Source organism: Myceligenerans xiligouense, from assembly GCF_003814695.1.
Classification (GTDB): Bacteria; Actinomycetota; Actinomycetes; order Actinomycetales; family Cellulomonadaceae; genus Myceligenerans; species Myceligenerans xiligouense.
The window spans coordinates 3,329,761-3,354,346 of record NZ_RKQZ01000001.1 but is presented as its reverse complement, the minus strand read 5'-3'; the positions used below and the strand labels follow the sequence as shown (position 1 = coordinate 3,354,346).

Annotated in this window: 8 protein-coding genes; 7 read left to right on the top strand and 1 reads right to left on the bottom strand. The window is 73.2% G+C overall.

The window, feature by feature from the left end; genetic code table 11:
* Positions 1–957: a carbohydrate ABC transporter permease gene (locus EDD34_RS14610; RefSeq protein ID WP_246012453.1), complete on the top strand. Its 957-nt coding sequence runs from the start codon at positions 1–3 to the stop codon at positions 955–957.
* On the top strand, positions 947–1,960 hold the full coding sequence (locus EDD34_RS14605) for a carbohydrate ABC transporter permease (RefSeq protein WP_246012452.1): 1,014 nt from the start codon (positions 947–949) through the stop codon (positions 1,958–1,960). The genes EDD34_RS14610 and EDD34_RS14605 overlap by 11 nt, the downstream gene beginning before the upstream one ends.
* A 60-nt stretch (positions 1,961–2,020) precedes the next feature.
* Here the strand turns inward: EDD34_RS14605 and EDD34_RS14600 are convergent, their stop codons facing one another.
* Positions 2,021–2,992, bottom strand: a complete 972-nt coding sequence (locus EDD34_RS14600; RefSeq protein ID WP_123815221.1) for a glycoside hydrolase family protein — start codon at positions 2,990–2,992, stop codon at positions 2,021–2,023.
* 247 nt (positions 2,993–3,239) lie between these two features.
* On the opposite strand from EDD34_RS14600, the gene EDD34_RS21415 reads away from it, so the two are divergent.
* From EDD34_RS21415 to EDD34_RS14575, 5 genes are all read left to right on the top strand, one after another.
* The gene (locus EDD34_RS21415) at positions 3,240–3,752 is read left to right on the top strand and encodes a helix-turn-helix domain-containing protein (protein WP_123815220.1); all 513 of its coding nucleotides are present in this window, start codon (positions 3,240–3,242) and stop codon (positions 3,750–3,752) included.
* Positions 3,753–4,073: 321 nt separating this feature from the next.
* Positions 4,074–5,099, top strand: coding sequence for a MupA/Atu3671 family FMN-dependent luciferase-like monooxygenase (locus EDD34_RS14590; protein WP_170177091.1), 1,026 nt, complete (start codon positions 4,074–4,076; stop codon positions 5,097–5,099).
* Positions 5,100–5,103: 4 nt separating this feature from the next.
* Complete coding sequence (locus EDD34_RS14585; protein ID WP_211341600.1) at positions 5,104–5,586, top strand: flavin reductase family protein; 483 nt, start codon at positions 5,104–5,106, stop codon at positions 5,584–5,586.
* A complete protein-coding gene (locus tag EDD34_RS14580) occupies positions 5,586–22,841 on the top strand; it encodes a non-ribosomal peptide synthetase/type I polyketide synthase (RefSeq protein WP_123815217.1) in 17,256 nt (5,751 codons plus the stop codon). Before EDD34_RS14585 ends, EDD34_RS14580 begins: the two co-directional genes overlap by 1 nt.
* Positions 22,838–24,583 (top strand): polyketide synthase, encoded by a 1,746-nt coding sequence (locus tag EDD34_RS14575; protein WP_170177090.1) that lies wholly within the window; start codon positions 22,838–22,840, stop codon positions 24,581–24,583. The genes EDD34_RS14580 and EDD34_RS14575 overlap by 4 nt, the downstream gene beginning before the upstream one ends.
* Positions 24,584–24,586 lie beyond the last annotated feature (3 nt).

Below are 24,586 nucleotides of genomic sequence, written 5' to 3'. Positions count from 1 at the left end.
GTGGCAGCGGCGTCAGAGACGATGCCCGAAACCACGCGGCGGACGACGCGCCGCACGGCGCGGCGGACGGTGCCCGTGTCGCGGGCGGTGCGCCGCGACTGGGCCGTCGGGTACACGATGGTGGCCCCCGTGGTGCTGGGTGCCCTCGCGTTCGTCGTGCTGCCGCTCGGCATGGTGGTCTGGTACTCCCTGCACGAGTGGAACGTCCTGGCCGGCACGTTCACGTTCGCCGGCGCGGCGAACTACGAACGCCTCCTCGCCGACCCCGGGCTCGCGGACTCCCTGCTGGCCAGCCTGTGGTTCTCGATCGGGCTGGTGGTCCTGAACATCTCGCTGGCGCTGCTGCTGGCGGTCCTGCTCGACCAGAAGCTTCCCGGCACGACGACGTTCCGCACGTTCTTCTTCTCGCCCGTCGTCGTGTCGCTCGTCGCGTGGACGATCGTGTGGAGCTTCCTGCTGCAGGCCGACGGCGGTATCAACGGGTTCCTCACGCAGTTCGGCCTGGAGGGGCCGAACTGGCTGCGCCACGAGACGACGGCGATGCTGTCGGTGATCGTGGTCCAGGTGTTCAAGAACGTCGGGCTGAACATGATCCTGTTCCTCGCCGCGCTGCAGGGAGTGCCCGTGGAACTGCAGGAGGCGGCGCGGCTCGACGGCGCGGGCGCCTGGCGCCGGTTCCGGTCGATCACCCTGCCGATGATCAGCCCGACGATCCTGCTCGTCTCGATCATCACGATCGTGGGCTCGCTGGAGGTCTTCGCGCAGATCGACGTCCTCACGGGCGGCGGTCCGGGCAACTCGACCACCGTGCTCGTCTACTACCTGTACCAGCAGGCCTTCCGGTTCAACGAGTTCGGCTACGCCAGCGCGATCGCCGTGCTCCTGTTCGTCATCGTCCTGGTGCTGACACTCGTGCAGTGGCAGTCGCGCAAGAGGTGGGTCTTCCATGAAGTCTGAGGTCATGCCCCCAGCAGGGGGAAGCCGTCCCGATGCCGGGCGGTCCGCCGCCGAGCTGCCCGGTGCCGTCGAACCTCTTCCGGAGACCGAGCCGCCGGTGCCGCTGGGCGGCCCGTGGCCGGACCGGCCGCCGTCGGACCGGCCCTACGTGTCGCGGGCGGGCCTGCGGGCCCGTCGGCGCTGGGCACGCGGCTCCCTCGTCGCCCTGCTCCTGCTGCTCAGCGTGCCGTTCGTGTTTCCCACGTGGTGGATGGCGACCTCCAGCCTCAAGCCGATGAGCGAGATCCTGCAGGCCGTCCCGACGATCTGGCCCCAGGATCCGACGTTCGAGGCGTACGGCCAGGTGTTCGCGCTGCAGCCGTTCGCCCAGCAGTACTGGAACTCGCTGTACATCGCGGCGGCCGTCACCCTCGGCACCATGCTGGTCGCCGCCATGGCGGGCTACGCGTTCGCGCGCATCCGGTTCCCCGGGGCCAACGCGCTGTTCGTGCTCGTGCTCGCCGGGCTGCTCGTGCCGTCCGAGGTGACGATCGTGCCGCTGTTCCGCATCGTCAACAGCCTCGGGCTCATCGACACCCACTGGCCGCTCGTCGTCATCCCCGTGCTCGGGGCGCCGGCCGTGCTCGCCGTGTTCATCATGCGGCAGTTCTTCCTCGCGCTCCCTGGGGAGCTCGAGGAGGCCGGGCGGATGGACGGGCTCGGCCGCTGGGGCATCTTCTGGCGCATCGCGCTGCCGTTGTCGCGCTCCGCGCTCGGTGCGGTGGCGATCTTCACGTTCCTCAAGTCCTGGAACCTGTACCTGGAACCCATCGTGTACCTGTCCAGCAAGGAGAACTTCACGCTGCCGCAGGCGCTGACCCAGTACGTCGACGCCTACGGCGGGCCCATGTGGAACGTCCAGCTCGCCGCCACGACGCTCACCGTGCTGCCCGTGCTCGCCGTGTTCCTCGTGGCGCAGCGGCAGTTCGTCCAGGGGCTGGCGCACACGGGGCTCAAGGGATGAGGTGTCGCACCGTCTGAAGGCTCCCGCCCGGTGCGTCCGGGCGGGAGCCTTCGTCGTGGGTCAGTTGGCGCGCGCGATGGCGATGTTCGTGTTCCCCCGCCGGCCGGCCTCGTAGAACATGTAGAGGCGGCCGTCCTCCTCGGCGAAGCTCGGCGCCGCCGCCCGGGTGGCGACCGGCTCGGTGTACAGGACGCCGAGGTGGTTCTCCCGGTCGAAGCTCGTGCCGACGTCGGCCACGTGGATGGTCCCCGCCCCGGAGTGGTAGACGACGTACCCGCCGCCGTTGCGCGACCAGTAGTGCGCCCCGGACAGCTGGCCGCCCTCCCCGGCGGCCGGCGAGATCAGCGGGTCCGGCTTGAACTGCCAGCCCGACGCCAGCGAGTGGGACCAGCCGATGAAGATCTTGCGCGTGCCCGCCTGGTTGCCCATGAACAGCATGATGTACACGCCCGACTGCGTCGGGTGGGGGAACACCCGGGCGTAGGACGTCTCGGTGACGTTCGACGGCATCATCGCGGTGGTCAGGATGATGTCGCCGTAGGTGAAGGTGATCCCGTCGGTCGAGGTCGCCACCCGGGTCGTCGCGTTGTCGCCGTGGAAGTAGAGGTACATCTTGCCGTCGGCGTCGTTCCAGACGGCGTGCGGGCTCGACACGTGGGGCACCGAGTACGGGTCGCGGCGCACGATCGGGTTCCCCGCGAACTCGTGCCACGGGCCCTCGAGGGAGTCGGCGTACGCGAGGCAGATCCCGCCGGGGTCGTCGTGCGGCGCGTAGTACATGTACCAGGCACCCAGCGGGTTCGGGAGCCGGCCCGCGACACGCCGGACCGAGGGGAAGATGATCTCCTTCCGGGCCGGCGCCCAGGAGAGCGACGACTTGTCCAGCGCCGCACCCAGCCGCGTGAACGTCGGGAAGCCCGGCACGGCGGCGCTCGCGGGCGGAGCGAATCCCAGCGCGGCGGCCGAGCCGGCGGCGGCGGCGCCGATCAGCAGCGTTCTGCGGTTCAGGATGAGCTTGCGGTCGGGTTCCATGGCGACCTTCCTCCGGCCCGGGCGGCCGCCACGCTCCGGTGCGCGGCGGCGCGGGAATGGCGCGCCGGGCCTGTCGGAATCGAGTCTCAGGGCCCCGTGTTCGGGCGTCCAGACTGATAATGCGAACTATCCACCACCGACCCCCGGAACATAGACCGGCCACGTGCTGGTCGAGGAGCATCACCGAGCAGAACTCTTCCGGTGGGCTTGATGAGGGGTGAATTTTGCGAGAGATCAATCGGAATTAATGCAAGTCGGGTCGGCTGCGGCTGTTCTCTACGCCTCTGACCTGCGATGCAATACGAAGAATTTGCCGAGATGTTACTTCTCGGGCTGGTCTCGTGCCCTACTCTCTGGACCTGGCCCTGACAATTTGGTCCGAACCGGACGGTCAGGGAGGTCAATCGAAGACGAGAGGTACACCGACGTGGCGAACACCCAGATCACCGCGCGACACTGGCAATTCCTTCGAGCGTTGGCACGACACGGCAGTATCGGCAGCGTTGCCAGGAACGAGCACCATTCGGAGACCGCGGTCCGGCGACACCTCAGGGACCTGTCCCACGCCTGTGCGGTCGAGGTGGTCGACACCAGCGAGGGCATCGCCCGCGTGACGGCCGCCGGCATGGTGCTGCTCGACCGGCTCGATCCGATCCTCGACGAGCAGGAGTACGTGACCGGTCGCATGCAGCAGCTGCTCACCCTGCGGGAGGAAGACCTCGCCCGCGACGCAGGGCCGGTGTCGGCGACGGCTCGCTGAGCCGGGGCCGGCCGGGGCGCGCCGTAGCACCTCGGGTGCGCCCCGTGGCCTGCCCGCACCCCTACCCGGCCCGTCGGCCGGGGGCGCCGCGTCTCCGGACGCGCCGTTATCGCAGGTCATGGCGCCGCCCGGAACGAACCTGGACCCAGGGGTCCGGGCGGGGCGCATAGCAGAACGCCGTCGCACGGTCCACGAAACGGGGAGTTCTCCCCACCGTCTTTTTGCGGCGGCGGAGGGCTCTTCCGGGCCGCCGGGCGCTCGTTCAGGATGGGCGATATGGCCTCTCGACCAGTTTCGTCCCATCCTGCGACCGCGACACCGGTGTCCGAACCCGCGGTCAGCCTCTCCCTCTTCGGCTTCACCACGGACGGCCAGGACGGCGTCTACGGCCGGCTGCTCGACCTCGTCGAACTCGCCGAGGCGGAAGGCCTGGAGAATGTCTGGCTCCCGGAGCGGCACTTCGACGACTTCGGCGGCTTCTCCCCGAACCCGGCCGTGCTCGGCGCCATGGTCGCCATGCGGACGACGCGGCTCGGGATCCGGGCGGGCAGCAGCGTCCTGCCGCTGCACTCGGCCGTGTCGGTGGCGGAGGACTGGGCGATGGTGGACGCCGCGTCCGGTGGACGGGTCGGGATCGGCGTGGCGTTCGGCTGGATGCAGCGGGACTTCGTCCTGTCCGACGCGCCGCACGCCGAGCGCCGCGAGCTCCTGCGGACGCGGATCGGGCAGCTCGAACGACTCTGGAGCGGCGAGGCGCTGGAGCTCGAGGGGCACTCCGGTGAGAAGGCGACGGTGCGGCTGCACCCCCGCCCGGTCAGCGAGCTGCGGCTCTGGCAGGCGTGTCTCGGGAACCCGGACTCGTACTACGAGTCGGGCCGTGGGGGCCGCGGCGTGCTCACCAACCTGATCATGCAGGACCTCGACCAGCTCGCCGCCAACATCGAGCGGTACCAGCAAGGGCGCGTCGACGGCGGGCTGGGCCGCGGCGGTGAGATCACGGTGCTGGTCCACGCCGCGCTCTCCGACGGGCAGGCGTCGGAGGAACGGAACATGGAGGCGTTGGAGCGGTACATGCTCTCGACCTTCAGCAGCTCCAGCGAGGACCCGGCCTCGATCGACCCCGAGGTCTGGAAGCCCCGGATGGTGGCGGCCGCCGAACGACTCCGCGACGGGCTGTCGCTGGTGGGCCCGGAGTCGGAGTGGCCCGCCTTCCGGGAGAAGCTCGCCCGGCTCGGCGTCACCGAGATCACCTGCCTGGTCGACTTCCTGCCGCACGGCGAGGCGTGGACTGACACGGTGCGAGCGCTCGGCAGGCTCCGCACGCGGTCGGCCGAGTCCCATGCGTGAGTTCATGAGCGGGTTCCCGACGGGCGTCACCGTGGTCACCACGACGGGCCGCGACGGCGAGCCCCACGGTCTGACCTGCACCTCCATGACGAGCGTGGCGCTCGACCCGCCGACCCTCCTGGTGTGCCTGCGGCAGAACTCCCGCGGCACGCTGTCGGCGCTCCTCGACCGGGGTGCCTTCGCCGTCAACCTGCTGCACGACGGCGCCGCGAACACCGCCCGGCTGATGGCACGCACCGCGGTGGACCGGTTCTCCGGCCTCAGGTGGAATCCGTCCCCGCTCCTGAGGGTGCCGTGGCTCGAGGACGACACCCACGCGACCGCCGAGTGCCATGTCTCGGGCACCGTCGCCCGCGGTGATCACACCGTCGTCTTCGGCGAGGTCGCCGGCACGGCGAAGCGCGAGGGCGCGCCGCTCCTCTACGGCTACCGCCAGTTCTCCTCGTGGCGGGGCGCCGAGCGGTTCTCGGCCGAACCTCGCAACTGATGACCTCACCCATCGACCCGATCGTCACAGCCCGCCGGAGGGAGCACGCAGAGATGAACCTCGTCCCGATGTCGTCGTCGCAGCTAGGAATGTCCTTCGATGCCCAGCTCCGGGAGCCGTCCGACTACCACGTCGCGCTGCACCTGCGGATGGAGCAGGTCGCGCCCGAGCGGTTCGCCGGCGCGGTGCGCCGCGTGATGGCCGCGCAGCCGGCGCTGCGCAGCGCCGTCCGCAACGTGCGTGGCGGCGTCTCGTACGCCGTGGTGCCGGCCCACGACGTCGAGACGCCGTTCACCTCGCACGACCTGCGGGGGCGTGCGGACGCCCAGGACGCCTTCGACGCGATCGTGGCCGAGACGCGGGACGCTCCGTTCACGCTGGACACCGCGCCGCTCTTCCGCGTGGTCCACGCCCGTTTCGACGACGAGGACCAGGCCGCCTTCGTCTGCCACCACCTGGTCGCGGACGGACTGTCGGTCAGCTACCTGGTCGAGCAGGTCATGAGCCTCGCGCTCGGCGACGACGAGCTCACCGGGGACGTCGAGGAGGACGCCGGGTTCGCCGTCTACCAGGAGAAGCAGACCCGGCCACCCGGTGAGCGCAAGGCCGCCCGCAACCAGGAGTTCTGGGAGGCGAGCCTCGCCCGCCAGCAGGCGCCGGACCTGTCGCACTGGTTCGAGGCCGGCACGGACGAGGTCGTCGGCCGGGAGGTCCGCGTGCCGCTGGCCGCCGGACTGGCCGCCGCACTGCGGTCCTGCGCCCGGGACGCCGAGGTCTCCGAGTACACCGTCTACCTCGGCGTGTTCGGCCTGCTGCTCGCGCGGTACGCGCACACCGACGACGTCGCCGTCTCGATCCCGTTCACCGACCGTCCGGCCCTCGAGATGGAGCACAGCATCGGCTGCTTCATCCGCACCCTGCCCGTGCACGTCGACGCCGCGCCGACCGCGACCCTCCGGGAGCTGCTCGGCCGGCTCGGCAAGGAGGTGCTGGGCACCTGGAAGCACCTCGACCACCCCGTGCCGCGGATGCTGGCGGACCACCCCGCCCTGGCCCGCGTGTTCGACGTGACCTTCATCCACGACAACTTCGCCTACCCCGACGGCGTGCGCGGCGCGGTGCGGCAGGACCCGGTGGCCTTCCCCGGCACGTTCACGGTGATCGTGGAGCAGGTGGACGGTGCCACCGAACTCGTGTTCCAGTACAAGGAGCCGGTCCTCACCGAGCAGAAGGTCCGCCGGTTCGCCGCCCGCTACGTCTCCCTGCTCCGGCAGCTCCCCGCCGCGCTGGACGAGCCCGCGGCGTCGATCCGCGAGTCGTCGCCCGTCCACGACACCGCGCTGCTGGCGCAGCTCTCGCAGACCCACTTCGCCGACTGGACCCCGACGTCCCTCGGCGACCTGTTCCTCTCGCGGACGACGGCGGACCCCGCCGCGATCGCCTGGTCGGACGCCTCCCGCGAGTACTCGAACGCCTGGGCCCACGACGCGGCCGTCGTCGTGCAGCGCCGCCTGCTCGACGTGACGGGCGGCGCGAAGAAGCGCGTCGCCGTCCTGCTCCCGCGCGGCGCGGAACTGCTCGCCGGAGTCTTCGGCACGGCGCTCGCCGGCTGCGCCTACGTGCCGCTGTCCGCGGGCACGCCCGCCGCGCGGCTCGCGCAGATCTTCGAGGACGCGGACATCGCCGTCGTCCTGACCACGTCCGACGCCGACGCCGCGTTCCCCGCAGACGTCACGCGCGTCGACCTCGATACGATCGACGAGTTCACGGCCCTGCGCGACGACGAGCGGGCCGAGATCGCCGCGCAGCCCGCGGAGGTCGACGTCTCCCCGGACGACGTCCTCTACGTCGAGTACACCTCCGGGTCGACGGGCGTGCCCAAGGGCGTGGTCATCACCCACGCCAACGTCCAGAACACCGCCCTCGACCTGGAGCGCCGCTTCCCGCTGCGGCCCCACGACGTCTACCTGCTGAAGACGGCGTTCACCTTCGACATCTTCGGCACGGAGGTCTACGGCTGGCTGGTCGGTGCCGGGCGCCTGCACATCCTGCCGCCCGGCCACGAGGGCGACGTGCTCGCGGTGATCGACGCGATCCGGACCGCCGGCGTGACGCACGTGAACTTCACGCCCACGATGCTGCGCCTCCTCGTGGCCGCCGCCGAGCCGGACGACCGCGCGGCCGCCCTCGCGTCGCTGAGGTACCTGTTCAGCGGTGGTGAGGCGCTGACCGCCGACATCGTCGAACGCTTCTTCGCGTGTCCGCTGACCTGCTCCCTGGAGAACGTGTACGGCCCCACCGAAGCCACGATGTGGGCCACCCACAGCACCATCACGTCCGCGGACACCGAGCGGATCGCCCCCATCGGCACGCCGCTCAACGACTACCGGATCTACGTCGTGGCGGGCTCCGGCACGCTGTGCGGCGTCGACCTCCCGGGTGAGCTGTGCATCGCGGGCGCGGGCGTCGGGGCCGGCTACCTGAACCGGGACGAGCTCACCGCCGCCCAGTTCGTCGAGAACCCGTTCTTCGACGAGGACTCCGACCCCGCGCACATGCGCCGCATGTACCGCACCGGCGACCTCGGGTACCTGCGCGAGGACGGCCGGTTCGCGTTCGTCGGGCGCATCGACCGCCAGGTCAAGATCGGCGGCGTGCGGATGGAGCTCGGCGAGATCGAGCAGGCGCTCCTGCGCACGGAGGGCGTCGTCGAGGCGGCGGTCGTCATCGACGACGACGTCGTCCCGCCGCGCCTGGCCGGTTTCTACACGACGCGGGGCGCCGCGGGGGCGGCCGGTGAACGCACCGGCGGCGAACTCACCATGGCCGACGTGCGGGCCGCGCTGGCCCGGGTCCTCGAACCGCAGATGGTTCCGTCGGTACTGGTCGCGCTCGAGGAGCTGCCCACGTCGACGGCGGGCAAGCTGAACCGGAGGGCGCTCCGGGAGCAGCTCACCGCGATGCACCAGGAGGCGGCAGCGGACGGAGCGGCGGCCCAGCCGGCACCGGGCCGGACGGCGGCGCCCGCGAACGCGGGGGCCGAGGACGCGCGAGCCCCCCTCGGGCAGCCGGCGGGCGGAAGCACCGCGCCCGGCCGTTCCGCCGTCACCGAGCGGGTCGCGTCGCTCTGGCGGACCGTGCTCGGGACGAGCACCCTCGACCCGCGGGCGTCGTTCTTCGAGCAGGGCGGGAACTCGCTGAGCCTGATGAGCCTGCAGCTCGAGCTGAAGGAGGAGTTCGGGCGCGAGATCCGGATCACCGACCTGCTCAAGCACACCACGGTCGAGGCGCACGCCGGACTCCTCGCGGATCTCGACGAGCCCGCGCACCCGGAGCGGGCCGAGCCCGCCGGCCCGGCAGAGCCGGCCCCGGCCGCCCCGCCTGCCGCGGCCGCACCCGCACAGGCTGCCCCTGGCGCCCCTGCCCCGGCCGCCGCGACCCGGGACGTCGCCATCATCGGCATCGGCATCCAGGTCCCGGGCGCGAGCGACGTGCACGAGTTCTGGTCGAACCTGCGCCGCGGCGCCGAGGGCATCACGTTCTACGACGACGACGAGCTGCGCGCGCTCGGCGTCCCGGAGAGCGACATCGCCGCCCCGGAGTACGTGCGGGCCGCCGGCCGTCTCGACGGCGTCGGCGGGTTCGACCACACCCTGTTCGGCATCCCGCCCGCCGAGGCCGGCGACACCTCGCCGCAGCTGCGCCTGCTCTACGAGACCTTCTGGCAGGCCTGCGAGGACGCGGGCTACGACCCGACCGCCCTGCCCGGCCGGGTCGGGGTGTTCGCCGGTGGCAACGACGACTTCGCCTGGTACCAGGACAAGGTGATCGGCGCCGACCGGTACGGCGACGCCTACCAGAACTTCACCCTGGCCACGAACCACTTCCTCAGCACGCGGCTCTCGTACCAGTTCGACCTGACCGGCCCGTCGATGTCGGCCCTGACCGGCTGCTCGACGTCGCTCCTGACGGTGCACCTGGCCGTGCAGTCGCTCCGCCTCGGCGAGTGCGACCTGGCCGTGGCGGGCGGCGTGACCATCGAGCTGCCCAACGACGGCGGGTACCACTACGCCGACGGGATGATGTTCTCCCCGGACGGCCACTGCCGGCCGTTCGACGCGGCCGCGGCGGGCACCATGTTCTCCAACGGGGCGGCACTGCTGCTGCTCAAGCCGGTGGACGCGGCGCTGCGGGACGGCGACCAGGTCTACGGGGTCATCAAGGGCTCGGCCGTCGGGAACGACGGGCGGCGCAAGCTCTCGTACACGGCACCCAGCGAGGACGGCCAGTACGAGACGACCCGCGCCGCCTACGAGTCCTCCGGGATCGACCCGGCGAGCGTCACCTACGTCGAGGCGCACGGCACCGGCACGCTGCTCGGCGACCCCATCGAGGTCGCCTCCCTGACCCGGGCCTTCGAGGGCGTGCCCCCGGGCGAGATCCTGCTCGGCTCGGTGAAGGGGAACGTGGGCCACACCGACTCCGCCGCCGGGTCGGTGGGGCTGAGCAAGGTCGCCCTCAGCCTCCGGCACCGGTACGTGCCGGGCACCCGCAACTACGCCGAACCCAACCCCAACATCGACTTCGGGACCACCCCGTTCCGGGTCACGAGCGAAGGGGAGCCCTGGCGCGGCCACGAGCTGCGCGCGGGGGTCAACTCCTTCGGTGTCGGAGGGACCAACGTGCACATGATCGTCGAAGAGGCGCCCCGAGGCGGGGCCGCCGGACCCGGGACGACCCAGGACAACGCCTACGAGGTGCTGCAGTTCTCGGCAGCCGGCCCCGAGGCGCTGGACCGGACGGCGGACGCCGTCGTCCGCCACGTCGCGCAGAACGAGGACGTGTCGCTGAGCGACGCCGCCCGGACGCTGCGCGAGGGGCGTGCCGAGCTCGGCTACCGCAAGGCGATCGTGGTGTCCGCGGCCGAGCCGCGCGACGCCGGGAAGTGGGCCACGCGGATCGCGTCCGCACCCGTCCTCGCGGCGGCGGACACGGCCGGTGGCGCGGGCGGCGAGGCCGGCGACCGCGCGCGGACCGCCCTGCTGTTCTCCGGCCAGGGGAACCAGTACCACGCGATGGGGCGCGAGCTGTACCAGAGCGACGGCCCGTCCGGCGTGGTCTTCCGCCGCTGGATGGACCGGATCATCGGTCACCTCGCCGACGACGAGGCCACCGAGTTCCGCGACGTGCTGTACGGCGCCGAGGCCGACAGGCGGATCCACCGCACCGAGTGGTCGCAGCTCGCGCTGTTCGGCTCGCAGTTCGCCGCCGCGAAGGTGCTGGAGGCGTTCGGCGTCGTCCCGGACGTGATGGTGGGACACAGCATCGGCGAACTGACCGCCGCCGCGCTCGCGGGGGTGTGGGACCTCGGCGACGCGGTCCGGCTGGTCCGCGAGCGGGGCCGGCTCATGCAGGCCCAGGAGCCCGGCGTGATGATCGCGGCGCTCGCCCCTGCGGCACAGGTCCGGGACGTGATCGACGGGCTGGACGGCGTCTGGCTGTCGCTGGACAACTCCGCCCAGCGGTCCGTGATCGGGATGCGGCGCGAGGCGCTCGACGACGTCGTACGGCACCTCGACGAGGCCGGCGTGCCGGGCATCCCCCTGCAGACGTCGCACGCCTTCCACACGCCGATGATGAGCGACGCCGCGAAGGCGTTCGAGGAGGCCGTCGCCGACGTCCCGACGCGCGACCCGGCGGTGCCGATCATCTCGAACCGCACCGGAGCGCTCGTCGGACCGGGCGAGATGACGGACCCGGCCTACTGGGGCGACCACATCACCGGCGAGGTCCGGTTCGCGGAGAGCCTCACGACGCTGCTGGCGGACGGGCCGCTCTTCGGTATCGAGCTCGGACCGGGACCGAGCCTCTCGACGTTCGCGGCGCACGACCCGGGCAAGCGACCCGACCACGTCTTCGTCACCGTGCTGAAGCACGCCGCCGAGAAGGACGCCGACGAGGCATGCCTCCTGAACGCCCTCGGCACCCTGTGGAGCGCCGGCCTGGCCGTGGACTGGAGCCACCACACCACGGGCCGCCGCGTCTCCCTGCCCACCTACTCCTTCGAGCGCCACCCCCACCCCGTCGCCACGACCACGAGGGTCGCCTCGGGCACCGCCACGGCGTCTGCCGCGCCGCCGTCGCCCGCGGCCTCCCCCGGGTCCGCCGGGGAGGCGTCCACCCTGCGGCAGCCGCCGCCCGTCCTCGACACCGGGGACGTGCTCGGAGCCGTGCGGGGAGCGTTCGTCACCGTGCTCGGCTACGCGGACGTCGCCGCCGACGCCGACTTCTTCGCGCTCGGCGGGGACTCGCTCAAGGCGACCGGGCTCGCCGCACAGCTCACCTCGCGGCTCGGCGTGAGCGCCACGGTCGCGGACGTCTTCGCGGCGGCCACGCCCGCGGCCCTCGCGGAACGGTTCGGCCCGGCCTTGCGGGCCGGGGCCGGCGACGCGTCGTCGTCGGACGGTCACCGCCTGACCGCCGCGCCCGAGCAGGACGACTACCCGATCAGCCCCGCGCAGACCCGGATGTACGTCGCGGCGCAGCTCGACCCGGCCACGACTGTCTACAACATGGCGTCCGCCACCTGGCTCGACGGCACGCTCGACCCGGACAAGCTGCGCACGGCCGTGGCCCGGCTGGTCGCGCGGCACGAGCCGCTGCGCACCACCTTCGCGCCGCGCGACGGCGAGATCCGCCAGCGGATCGCGGCGCCCGGCACGGCCGGCCCGCTACCGCTCACCTTCACCCGCGCGGCCCACACCGGCCAGGACGCCGTCGACGGGCTCATGGACCGCTTCGTGCGCCCCTTCGACCTGGCGACCGGTCCGCTGTTCCGCATGGAGGTGGTCGACGGCGGCACCAGCGGCAGCCTGCTGCTCTTCGACATCCACCACATCGTCGCCGACGCGGTCTCCGCCGAGATCATCGCCCGCGACCTCGGCGAGCTGTACGCCGGCGACCTCGAACCGCTCGCCGTGCAGTACAAGGACTTCGTCGTGCACGACGCCGAGACCCGCGCCCGGGGGACCTCCGAGGCCGGGGCGCAGCTCGCGGACTCGCTGCGGGACGCGCCGTCGGCCGAGCTCCTCGTCCCGGACCGGCCGCGCGGCGCCTCGCGGGACAGGGCCGCCGGACGGGTGAGGCGTCACCTGGACCCGGCACGCATGCGCAGCGTGCGGGCCCTCGCCGAGGCGCACGACGCCACCCCGTTCATGGTGCTGCTGGCCGCCTGGGGCGGCACGCTCGCCCGCACGGCCGGCTGCGACGACCTCGTGATCGGCGCGCCCGTGACCGGCCGGACCCTCGCGGAGACGCAGGAGATGGTCGGCATGTTCGTGAACATGATGCCGATCCGGCTCCGACCGGAAGCGGAGACGGCCTTCGGCGACTACCTCGACGCGAGCCGCGGCTCGGTCCTCGAAGCCCTGAAGCACCAGGACGTGCCGTTCGACCGGATCGTCGACGAGCTCGGCCTGGAGCGGATCCCCGGCCGGCACCCGCTGTGCGACGTGTCGTTCGACTACCACAACATCGAGCGGCACGACGTCGCGATCGACGGCATCGCGGCCCGTGAGCTCGAGGTGATGCCGGCCGGTGTCGGCATGGACCTCGTCATCACCTGCACGGAGACCGCCGACGGCCTCGCCGTCGAGCTCGACTACGCGGCCGGGCTGTTCGACCGCGCCACCATCGAGCGGCTGGCCGCGTGCTTCGAGGCGCTCGTGAGCGCCGTGTGCCAGGACGAGAGCCTCCCGATCGGCCGGATCCCGCTCGCCGCCGGGGGCGTGGCGGAGGCGCTCCTCGGACGTCTGGTCGCCGCGCCGTTCACCCCGGTCCACGACATGATCGCGCGGCGGGCGTCCGAGTCCCCGGACGCGACCGCCGTCGTCGACGGGAACGGGGACCGGTACACGTTCGCACAGCTCGACGGCATGGCGAACGCGCAGGCGGCGCGGCTGATCGACGCCGGGCTGCGGCTCGGCGAGCGCGTCGCGCTGTTCACCCGGCGGGACGTGAACCTGCTGGTCGCGCAGCTCGCCGTGCTCAAGGCCGGTGGCGCCTACCTGCCGATCGACCCGCAGCAGCCCGTCACGCGGCAGGCGCAGATCCTTGCCGACGCCGCGCCGCGGTTCGCCTTCGCGGAGCCGGGCCTCGCGGCGGAGCGCGGCTGGCCGGTCGCCGCCGGCGAGATCGCCGGTCCACCGGTCCGCTCGCCCGGGAACGGGTCGGCCACGTCGCCGATCGTGTTCGACCTCTCGCGCTGCACCGAGCTGACCGCACCCGCCCCGGCCCGGCCCGCCGTCGGCCCGGACCACCCCGTCTACGCCGTGTACACGTCGGGCTCCACGGGCCGGCCCAAGGGCATCGAGGTCAAGCACCGCGGCGTGACCAACCTGTGGCACGACCACGCCGGGCGCGACATCTTCACGCCGGGCGACGTGATCATCAGCCTGGCCGACCCGACGTTCGACATCTTCACGTTCGAGAGCCTGCTGCCGCTCGCCTCCGGCGCGGCCGTGCACATGTGCCCGGTGGACGACCAGAAGGACGCGGCCGCGATCGCCCGGCGGGTCGAGGCGTACGAGGTGACGCACATCCAGGTGCCGGTGTCGAAGATGGCGGCGCTCTGCGGCAACCGGCGGTTCCGCGCCCAGCTGCCCGCGCTGCGGGTGGTGGTCTGCGGGGGTGAGCACTTCTCCGAGAACTTGCTCACGCTGCTGCTCCAGGAGAGCGGCGCGCGGATCTTCAACATGTACGGGCCCACCGAGACCACGGTGACCGCCACCGTCAAGGAGTTCGCACCCGGTGACGACGTGACGATCGGCAGCGCGGTGTCCGGTGCCGCCGTGATCGCCGTCGGCGACGACGGGACGATCCTGCCCGACGGCGAACCCGGCGAGCTGTGCATCGCCGGCGAGGGACTCGCCGTCGGCTACATCGGCGACCCGGAGCGGACGGCGGCGGCGTTCACCACGCTGCGCGAGCTGCCCGGGGTGCGCGTCTACCGGACCGGTGACGTCGGGCACCGGCGGCCCGACGGGGAGATCGTGCTGTCCGGACGCCTCGACCACCAGGTCAAGGTCAACGGCAACCGGATCGAGCTCGGCGAGATCGAGAAGACCGCGATGCGTGCCGCCGGGGTGGAGTACGCCGTCGTCACCGCGTCCGACGGCGACCTGGTGCTGCACTACACGACGGAGGGCGCGACGGGCGCGACGTCGGAGGGCGCGACGTCGAACGGCGCGTCGGGCGCCGCGGCCGCGGGGACCGAGGGGGTCTCCGACCGGTCGGCGGCGATCCTCGCCGAGATCGAGGCCGCCCTCCCCGCCTACATGCGCCCCACCCGCCTGCGCCGGCTCGCGGAGATGCCGAAGCTCCCCAACAAGAAGGTCGACCGCAAGGCGCTGGCGGCCGCTGCCGCGAGCCCTGACGCCGACCCTGCCGCCGACCACGCCATTTCGCGGGGTGGTCTCGCTCCCACGGGCCAGAACGGCGTGGTCGCCGAGGCCACCCATCAGGAGGGCGTGGTCGCGGAGACCGGTTCCGACGTGCTCGGCGTGATCCTCGCGGTGTGGGCGGAGGTGCTCGGGCGGAGCGTGTCGGCCGGCGACAACTTCTTCGACGTCGGCGGGAACTCCTACAAGCTGATGCTGGTCAACAACCGGCTCGTCGAGGAACTGGGGCAGGACATCCCGCTCGTCCGCCTCTTCGAGAACCCGACGCCGCGCGCCCTGGCCGAGGCGCTCGGAGCTACGTCCCCGGGCGTCCGCGGTGGGGAGTCCGCGGAGGCCGGATCGGCGCGTTCCGTCGCGACCGCCTCGACCGTCTCGACCGCGACGGGAAGCTCCGTCGATGCCGGGTCCGCCGCCGCATCCCGCGGAGCGGCCGCATCACGCGCCGCAGCCGCCGTGCGCGTGGTCGAGGGACGCGACGCCGCCCGCGACTCGTCGTCGTACCTCGCCGGTCCCGGCGCCGAGCCGGCGGGCGAGACCGGCACCATCGCCGCCGTCGACATCGCGGGGATGACCGCGTGGGCCGAACAGCCGGACGACGCCGCCACGCAGCACCCGGGCCGCAAGATCGCGGTGATCGGGATGGCCGGAGTCCTGCCGGGCGCCGCGACCGTCGCCGAGTACTGGGACAACCGCTTCGCCGGCCGCGACAGCATCTCCCGCTTCACCCGGGACGAACTGCTCGCCGCCGGGTTCGACGAGGCCACCGTCGACGACCCCCGCTACGTCAACGCCCGCGGGTACGTCGCCGCCGACACGTTCGACGCGGACTTCTTCGAGTACTCCGCCCGCGAGGCCGAGACCATGGACCCGCAGATGCGGCTCCTGCACGAGACCGCCTGGCACGCGCTGGAGGACGCCGGCTACGTGCCCGGCGAGTTCCCGGGCGACATCGCGCTCTTCGCCGGCAGCGGCACGAACTTCCCCTGGATGGCCGGGTTCCTCCGGCGCAAGGACGACCCGATCGGGGCGTTCGAGGCGATGACGATGAACGAGAAGGACTTCCTCACCACGAAGGTCGCCTACAAGCTCGGCCTCACCGGCCCCGCCGTGAACGTGCAGACGGCGTGCTCGACGTCGCTCGTCGCGATCCACGAGGCCGTCAGCTGCCTGCGCCAGGGCGCGGCGGACATGGCGCTCGCCGGCGGCGTCGCCCTCAACTTCCCGCGCAAGGAGGGCTACACGTGGCACGAGGGGATGATCTTCTCGGCCGACGGGGTGTGCCGGCCCTTCTCGCAGGACGCCGACGGCACGGTGGGCGGCCAGGGCGCCGGCGTCGTCCTCCTCAAGCCGCTGGACGCGGCACTGGCCGACGGCGACCACGTCTACGCCGTCATCGCCGGCAGCGCGACGAACAACGACGGCCGCGCCAAGGTCGGCTACACCGCGCCGAGCGTGCGCGGCCAGGAACAGGTGATCCGCACCGCGCTCTCGGACGCCTCCGTGAACCCCGACGACGTCGCCTACGTCGAGACCCACGGAACGGGCACCCGGCACGGCGACCCGATCGAGTTCCAGGCGCTCTCCAAGGTCTACGGCAAGAGCCACCCGGTCGCGCTGGGCGCGGCCAAGGCCAACGTCGGTCACCTCGACGCGGCGGCGGGCGTCGCCGGGTTCTTCGGCGCGGTCGGCGTCGTCAACCGCGGCATGGTCCCGCCGATGGCCAACTTCACGGCCATGAACCCCGGCATCGACCCGGACGGCTCGATCTACGTGCCGACCCGGGCGACGGCGCCCGCCGGGGGCGTGCCGCTCGCCGCCGTGAGCTCCTTCGGGATCGGCGGCACCAACGCGCACGTCATCCTGGAGCCCGCGCCGGCGCGTCCGGCGCCGTCGGACACGGACGAGGGCGAGTGGATCCTCCCGCTCTCGGCGCGCACCGGGACGTCCCTGGGCCGGATGCGGGACGCGCTGGCGGACTTCGTCGGCGAGGGCCGGCCGGTGCGCGACGTCTCGGCCACCCTGGCCCGGGGCCGCGCGGAGTTCGCGCACCGTGCCGCCGCGATCCGTGCGCCCGGCAGGCCCCTCACATGGATCGAGCCCGGCGCGCCCGCGCTCGCGATCGACGCGTCCGACGGGGTGCGGCTGACGCTCCCGGCCGACCTGGCGGAGGACCCGACCCCGGCCGGCCAGGCGTTCGTCCGGGCGCTGGACCGGGTGCTCCGCGTCTTCGAGGACGGCCTGCGTGCCCGGGTGCGCGAGACGCTGTACGGCGGCGGCACGCCGGACGACCTCCCGATCGACCGCATCGCCCAGTTCGTGGTCCGGACGGCGATCGCCCGCCTGTCCGGCGACGCCAGCCTGCGGGCGCGCGGCGGGGACGACCGGCTGCTGCGCATCGCCCTCGGTGTCGCGAGCGCGGAGATCAGCTCCGGTGAGGCGATGCGGCACCTGCGGGCCGGCACGGCGCCGGAGCGGACGCGGCAGGCGGCGCCGTCGGTGACCACCCCCGTCGAGGCGGGTGGCCTGGTCACCCCGGAGGTGCTGCGGCGCGTGCTCGCGTCCCGCTGGGTGCGCGGCGGCGACGTCGACCGGACGCTGTTCTGCGCGGACGGCCGGCGCGTCCCGGTGCCGGGGTACGCGTTCGAGCGCAGGCCCTTCCTGTCCGACATCCGCTGGGACGAGCTGGGCGGCGGCCCCACGGCGCCGGACCGGCAGGCCTCCGCGCCGGCGGCCGAGCCCGCTCCGGCGGCCGGGGCCGTCCTCGCGGCTGAGCCCGCTCCCGCGCGTGGGCCCGCTTCCGTGGCCGTCCCCGCCATCGCGGACGGACCCGCCTCCGTGGCCGAGCCCGCTCGCGCGGCCGGGGCCGTGGTGGTCGCGACCGGACTCGACCACGAGGCCGTGCGCGAGGCATGGGTCGAGGTGCTCGGCTCCGAGCCCACGGACGACGCGGACTTCCTCCGCTCCGGCGGGGACTCGCTGACCGCGGTGCGGTTCACCGCCCTCGTCGAGAAGGCCACCGGCGTCGCGATCACGGTCGGCGAGATGTTCGCCGACGCGAGCTACGCCGCGATCCGCGACCTCCTGGCCGCGAAGGCCCCGGCGGCGCCTCCCACCGAGCGCGCCGTCGAGCGGTCCGCCGCGTCTTCCGCCGCGCTCGCCGCCGCGTCTTCCGCGGCGCCCACCGCCGCGCTGTCCGCGCCGTCCTCGGCCGCGCCGTCCGCCGGGTCCGCGCCCCCCGCTCCCGCCGGGTTCGTCGAGACCCCGGCGTCGCCCGCGCAGCGGAGGATGTACGCGGTCTGCGCGCTGCGCGACGACGACACGGCGTACAACCTGGCCCTCGCGTACCGGGTGACCGGCCGGCTCGACGTCGAGCGGCTCCGGGACGCGTTCCGGCAGATCGTCGGGCGGCACGAGCAGCTCCGCACGTCGTTCCACCTGGCCGCCGACGGCACGCTGGTGCAGCGCGTGCTCACCGAGGTGCCCGACGTCGTCCGGGCCACCACCGTGACCCCCGCCGACGTCGAGACCCGCCTCGCCGCCGGGCCGCGGCCCTTCGACCTCGCGGAAGCCCCGCTGCTGCGGGTCGAGATCCTGAGCGTCGACGACGACCTGCACCACCTGCTCCTCGACATGCACCACATCGTCGGTGACCAGACCTCTCTGGGGATCGTCGCCGACGACCTCGCCCGCGCGCTGCGCGGACAGGCCCCGGCGGCCGCGCCCCTGCCGTACGCCGACCACGTGTCCGCGCTGGCCCGGCTGGAGGAGACCGGCCGGCTCGACGCGGACGTCGAGTACTTCGCCACCGGGCTGCGCGACGACGTCCCGCGGCTCGAGCTGCCCACCGACCGCACCCCACCGGAGGCCGCCACCCTCGACGGCGACCGGCACGCGTTCACCTGCACGGCGAGTCGCCAGGCCGTGACCGACCTGGCCCGGGAGTGCGGTGGGACGCCGTACATGGTCTTCCTCGCCGCGCTCACCCGGGTGCTGGGCCTGTACAGCGGCCAGCGGGAGTTCCTGCTGGGCACGGCCGTCTCCGGGCGGCACGTCCCGGGGAGCGAGCACACCGTGGGCATGTTCGTGAACACCCTGCCGCTGCGGGTCGCCGACCTGCCCGAGCGCACGGTGCACGACGCGGTCGCGGCGGCGAGGGACAGCGCGGCGGCCGTGCTCGGGCACCAGAACGCGCCCTTCGAGGCCGTGCTGGCCCGGCTCGGCATCCAGCCCGCCGGCGACGCGAACCCGCTGTTCGACGTCCTGTTCAACTACGTCAGCACCGGCACCGAGGAACTCGAGCTCGACGGCCTCCGGGTCGAGCCGCTGCCGCACGGCCGCGTCAAGAGCCGCTACGCGCTCTCCGTCAGCGTCGCCGAACGGGCGGGCGCCCTCGACGACTTCACCGTCGACGTCGAGTACCGCACGGAGCTGTTCGACGACGCCACGATCGCGCGCCTCGGCACCCAGCTGGACCAGCTGCTGCTCGCCATGACGCGGGACGCCGGGCGTCAGGTCGCGGATCTGCCCCTGGAGACGGCCGACGAGCGGGAGCGCCGGCGCGCGGAGCTGACCGCCGCGGGGCCCGAGATCACCCAGTCGCTGCTGGCCCGGATCCGGGACTCGTTCGCCGAGCACGAGGACCTGCCCGCGCTGCGCTGGGACGGCCAGGAGTGGAGCTACGCGGAGCTCGACCGCCTCACCGACGACCTCGCCGGAGGGCTCCAGGACGCGGGAGTGCGGGCCGGTGACTTCGTGCTCTGCCTCCTGGAGCGCGGGCCGTGGCAGGTGTTCACCCGCATCGCGCTCCTCAAGTGCGGCGCGATCGAGGTCCCGCTCGATCCGGGCCTGCCCGCCGATCGGGTCACCGGGATCCTGGAGGACAGCGGCGCCGCCGTCGTCCTGGCCACCGAGCCGGAGGCGCGGGAGTGGCCCGGTGCCGTCGTCGCTCACCGGCCCGAGGACCTGACCGGGGCGTACGCGCCGCCGTCGGACCTCACGGCCGACAGCCCGCTGGTCATGATCTACACGTCGGGCACCACGGGCACGCCCAAGGGCACGCTCGTCACCCACGGCGGGGTGCTCAGCACCTGCGCGGACAACGGCTACATGGACTACACCCCCGGGACGCGGGTCCTGCACCTGACGGGATACACGTTCGACCCCTCGCTGCTCGATATCCACAGCGCCTTCCTCGCCGGCGCGACCCTCGTCATGGGCAGCCACGAGCACAACATGGACATGAACCTCCTGGCGGACTTCCTCCGCGAGGAGCGGGCCGACGCGGGCATCCTCATCACCGCGGTGTTCCACCTGCTGATGGCCGAGCGCCCGGAGGCCGTCGCGGGGATGTCCGCGCTGTACGTCGGCGGTGAGGCGATGCAGCCGTGGGCGGCACGGCGCGCCTTCGAGGTGCTGGGGGCCGGGAAGCTCCACAACCTGTACGGGCCTACGGAGGCGTCGGTCTGCACCACGTACTTCCGGGTCGACGAGTACCCCGACTTCGCGCGGATGCCGATCGGTGTCCCGGCCCGGAACCGCGACCTCTACATCGTGCACCCGGACGGCTCCGACGTGCCGCGCGGGGTGCCCGGCGAGCTCTGCGTGGGCGGCCCGAGCGTCGCGCTCGGCTACCACCGGCGGCCCGAGCTGACGGCCGAGAAGTTCGTGGACGGCCTGGCCGGCGCCGCCGGCCGCGTCTACCGCACGGGCGACCGCGTCGTGCTGGACGACGCCGGACGCATCGTCTACCTCGACCGCATCGACCGGCAGATCAAGCACGCCGGGTACCGGATCGAGCTCTCCGAGATCGAACTGGCGCTCCAGAGCTGCCCTGGCGTGACCGACGCCGTCGTGCTCCACACCGCGGACGGCAACGACAGCAGGCTGACCGGCTTCTGCAAGGCGGAGCCGACGGCGGACGGCGGTCCGGCGGACGCGGGCCCGGATGACACGCCGACCGAGGCCGGGCTGCGGGAGCGGCTCGCCACGAAGCTGCCGCGCTACATGGTTCCGCAGCGTGTGCTCGTCCTGCCGGAGTTCCCGCTGACCTCGCACGGCAAGGTCGACCGCAAGGCGCTCGCCGCCCTGGCCGACGCCCCGATGGGCGCGGGCACGACGGGCGCGGGCACGATGGGCGGCGCCTCGGTCGGCACGGAACCGGCGGGCGACACCCCGGTGGGTGCCGCCCCGGCCGCGACGGCTCCCGAGCCGTCGGTGGACGTCCTGGCCGTGTTCCGCGAGATCCTCGCGATCCCCGAACTGACCGGGGCCGATGACTTCTTCGCCGCCGGCGGGCAGTCGCTCCAGGCCATCGCCGCCGTGCGCAAGCTCCGCGAGTCCGGTGTGGAGCTGCAGGTGAGCGACCTGTACCGGTACCCGACGGCGGACGGTCTCGGCGCGCTCGTGCAGCCCCGGCCCGCGGCGGGTGCGGAGCCGCGGCGCGTGAGGAGCCCCGAGAGGCCGCGTCGCGCGGTCCCGGCGGAACAGCTCCGCAAGATCGTGTCGTGGGCCGCGGCCGACGCCCGCCGCGTCGCGGAGTCCTTCACCGGCGAGCCCGCCGCGCACAGCTTCGACATCGGCGCGCTGGCCCGGCTGCACCGCGCGAGCGGCACCGAGACGGGCGGCTTCATCCAGACCGTGACGGGAGTCGACGTCGAGGACCTGCGGGACGGCATCGCGGCGACGGCGGTCCGCCACGAGGCACTCCGGGCCCGCCTGGCCGGGGACAGCTTCGAGATCGTCGGCCCCGACGCCTTCGGCGACCTGTCCGGCCTCGTCGCGGTCCAGGACGCCCGGCGGATCGACCGGGACCAGGCCGCCGCCGTCGTCGGCGACCTGGCGCACGCCCTGCAGGCGGAACCCTTCACCGACGGCCTGCTCTGGCGGTGCGTGGTGGTCCGGGTCTCCGACGACGAACTGCGGCTGGCCTGGGCCTTCCACCACGGCGTCTTCGACGGGTTCAGCGCCGGCGTCCTGCGCGACGAGACGGTGCGTGCCGCCCGGGGCGAGGAGCTCCCCACGCCGCCGCAGTTCGGCGCGTACCTCGCGGCCCTCGGCCGGACCCCGGACTGGCGGGCCGGTCTCGAAGGCTTCGACCCTGCCGGCTGGCTCGCGGCGAACCGCCGGCTGGGCCAGGCCGCGTCCGGGGACGCCGGGTCCGGGGACGCCGGGTCGGGGGACTTCGGGTCCGGGGACGCCGTGGCCGGGCAGGATCCGGCCGGGCAGGATCCTCGGCAGGATGCTGCCGAGCGGTACAGCTTTCCGCTGGTCAACGGTGAGAACCCGCTGGACGCGGCCCTCGCCGTCGTGCACGCGCGGCTCGCCCGACTGAGCGGCACGGAGCAGGTCGCCGTCGGCTTCGTGAACAGCTCGCGGCGATGGGCGGGCGAGGACTGGTCCGGCTGCGTCGGCGAGTTCCTCGACGTCGTCCCCGTGCTGCTGACCGGCGACGGCGACCAGCCCGCGGTGGCGGACCGGCTGGCGCGGGCGCAGCGGGCCGGTCTGCACTTCGTCCAGGCGCTGGCCGGCGGAGCCGCGGAACCCGGCGAGGACGGACCGCTCGGCGCCGAGGAGCTCCAGGCGCTCCGCGCCGTCTACCGGAACGACCTGGGGCGGCTCGACCTGGCCCTCGTCAACTTCCAGGGCCACATCCCCGCGCACGAGATCCCCGAGGACTCGCCGGGCGGGGGACCCGCCCTGGCGCACACCCACATCAACGTCTGGCACGACGACGACGCCCTCCACCTCGAGTGGATCAGCGACGCGCGGGTGCCGCAGGAAGCGGGAGGTCCGCGATGACCGCCGAACCCACCACCGCCGGGTCCACCACCACTCCGGCGAGCACTCCGTCCACCTCGCCCGTCGTGATCACCGGTCTGGCGCTGCGCCTGCCCGGCGCCGCGACCCAGGACGAGTTCTGGCAGCTCCTGGTCGACGGCGTCGACCGGACGGCCCCCGTCAGCGAGCACCGCCGCGCCCTCGCGCGCGCCCCGTGGTGGGACGACGTGATCGGCGAGGTCGAGGGCATCGAGCTGTTCGACGCCGGCTTCTTCGGCGTCGACGAGGACGAGGCGCGGTTCATGGACCCGCAGCACCGGGTCGGCATGGAGGTCGCGTACGACGCCCTGTGCGACGCGGGTCTCGCCGAGTCGGGCGCGGGCGACAGCCGGCGCTACTCCGTGCACATGGCGATGACCGGCAACCCCTACTACGGCCTCGTCTGCCGCTACCTCGACGAGCACGGGCCGGCCGGCCTGCCCCCGCGCACCATCATGAACACCTACCACGGTGCGCTGGCGGCGCGGATCTCCCACCAGTTCGACCTCACCGGGCCGGTCATGGCCGTGGACACGGCGTGCTCGTCGTTCCTGTCGGCCCTGGTGCAGGGCATCGACTCCATCCGGAACGGGGGGTGCGACGGCGCCGTCGTCGGCGGGGTCAACCTGCTCAGCGCCGCCTACACGACGATGCTGTGCAACGCCGGCGGCATCACCACGTCGCACCCGCACACGCGCGTGTTCGACGAAGCGGCGGACGGCACGCTCATCGGCGAGGGCGCGGTCGTGGTCGTCCTGGAACGGGAGGACGTCGCCCGGGCGAGGAACCGCAGGATCTACGGGCGCATCGCCGCGCACGCCATCAACAACGACGGCTCGGCGCTGAGCATCATGGCGCCCAACCCGCGCGGGCAGGGCGACGTGATCCGCGACGCGTACACCGACGGCACCGTCGACCCGAGCGCGGTCGGCTACATCGAGACGCACGGCGCGGGCACGCGGGTCGGCGACCCGATCGAGGTGAACGCCCTGTCGAAGATCTACCGGAAGGAAGACCTCGGCGACGCGACGATCGGCCTCGGTTCCGTCAAGTCCAACATCGGGCACCTGCTGAGCGCCGCCGGCGGCGCGGGTCTCGCGAAGCTCCTGCTCAGCCTGGAGCGCGGGCAGATGGCGCCGAACGTGCACCTGGAGACGACGAACCCGCTGCTCCGGCTGGACAGGACACCGTTCGACGTGGTGACCGCGCCCCGGCCGTGGCCGCGGGTGGACGGCCGGCCCCGGGCCGGCGCGATCACGTCGCTCGGTCTCGGCGGGACGAACGTGCACGTCGTGGTCGAGGAGGTCGACGACGACGGCGGACGCCCGCGCGGCGTGCTCGCGGAGCGGGTGATCTGCCTCTCGGCGACATCCGAGGACGCGCTGCGGCAGATGCTCAAGGACGCCGAGCGGCTCGCCGCCGACGGCGCGGACCCGTACGACCTCGCGATGACGCTGGCCCGGTTCCGCCCGGCGTACGGCTGGCGGGCGACCGCGGTCCTCGACGCGGTGACCGGAGCGGTGACCGAGGTCCGCGTGAACCACGTCGCCCGACCCGACCGCCGCCCCAAGGGCGAACCGCCCCGGACGCTCACGGCCGCCGCGGAGCGGTTCCTGGACGGTGCGGCGATCGACTGGTCGCGGTTCTTCCCCGACGGGACCGGGACGATCTCACGTCTCGACCCGTATCCCTTCTCCCGCCGGCCGTACTGGCTGGAGTTCTGACCC

Bases quoted from the DNA above. Each gene is read 5' to 3' on its own strand.
- EDD34_RS14575 (WP_170177090.1), top strand. From the start codon at position 22,838: ATGACCGCCGAACCCACCACCGCCGGGTCCACCACCACTCCGGCGAGC.
- EDD34_RS14600 (WP_123815221.1), bottom strand. From the start codon at position 2,992: ATGGAACCCGACCGCAAGCTCATCCTGAACCGCAGAACGCTGCTGATC.
- EDD34_RS14580 (WP_123815217.1), top strand. From the start codon at position 5,586: ATGACCTCACCCATCGACCCGATCGTCACAGCCCGCCGGAGGGAGCAC.
- EDD34_RS14585 (WP_211341600.1), top strand. From the start codon at position 5,104: ATGAGCGGGTTCCCGACGGGCGTCACCGTGGTCACCACGACGGGCCGC.
- EDD34_RS14605 (WP_246012452.1), top strand. From the start codon at position 947: ATGAAGTCTGAGGTCATGCCCCCAGCAGGGGGAAGCCGTCCCGATGCC.
- EDD34_RS21415 (WP_123815220.1), top strand. From the start codon at position 3,240: ATGCAAGTCGGGTCGGCTGCGGCTGTTCTCTACGCCTCTGACCTGCGA.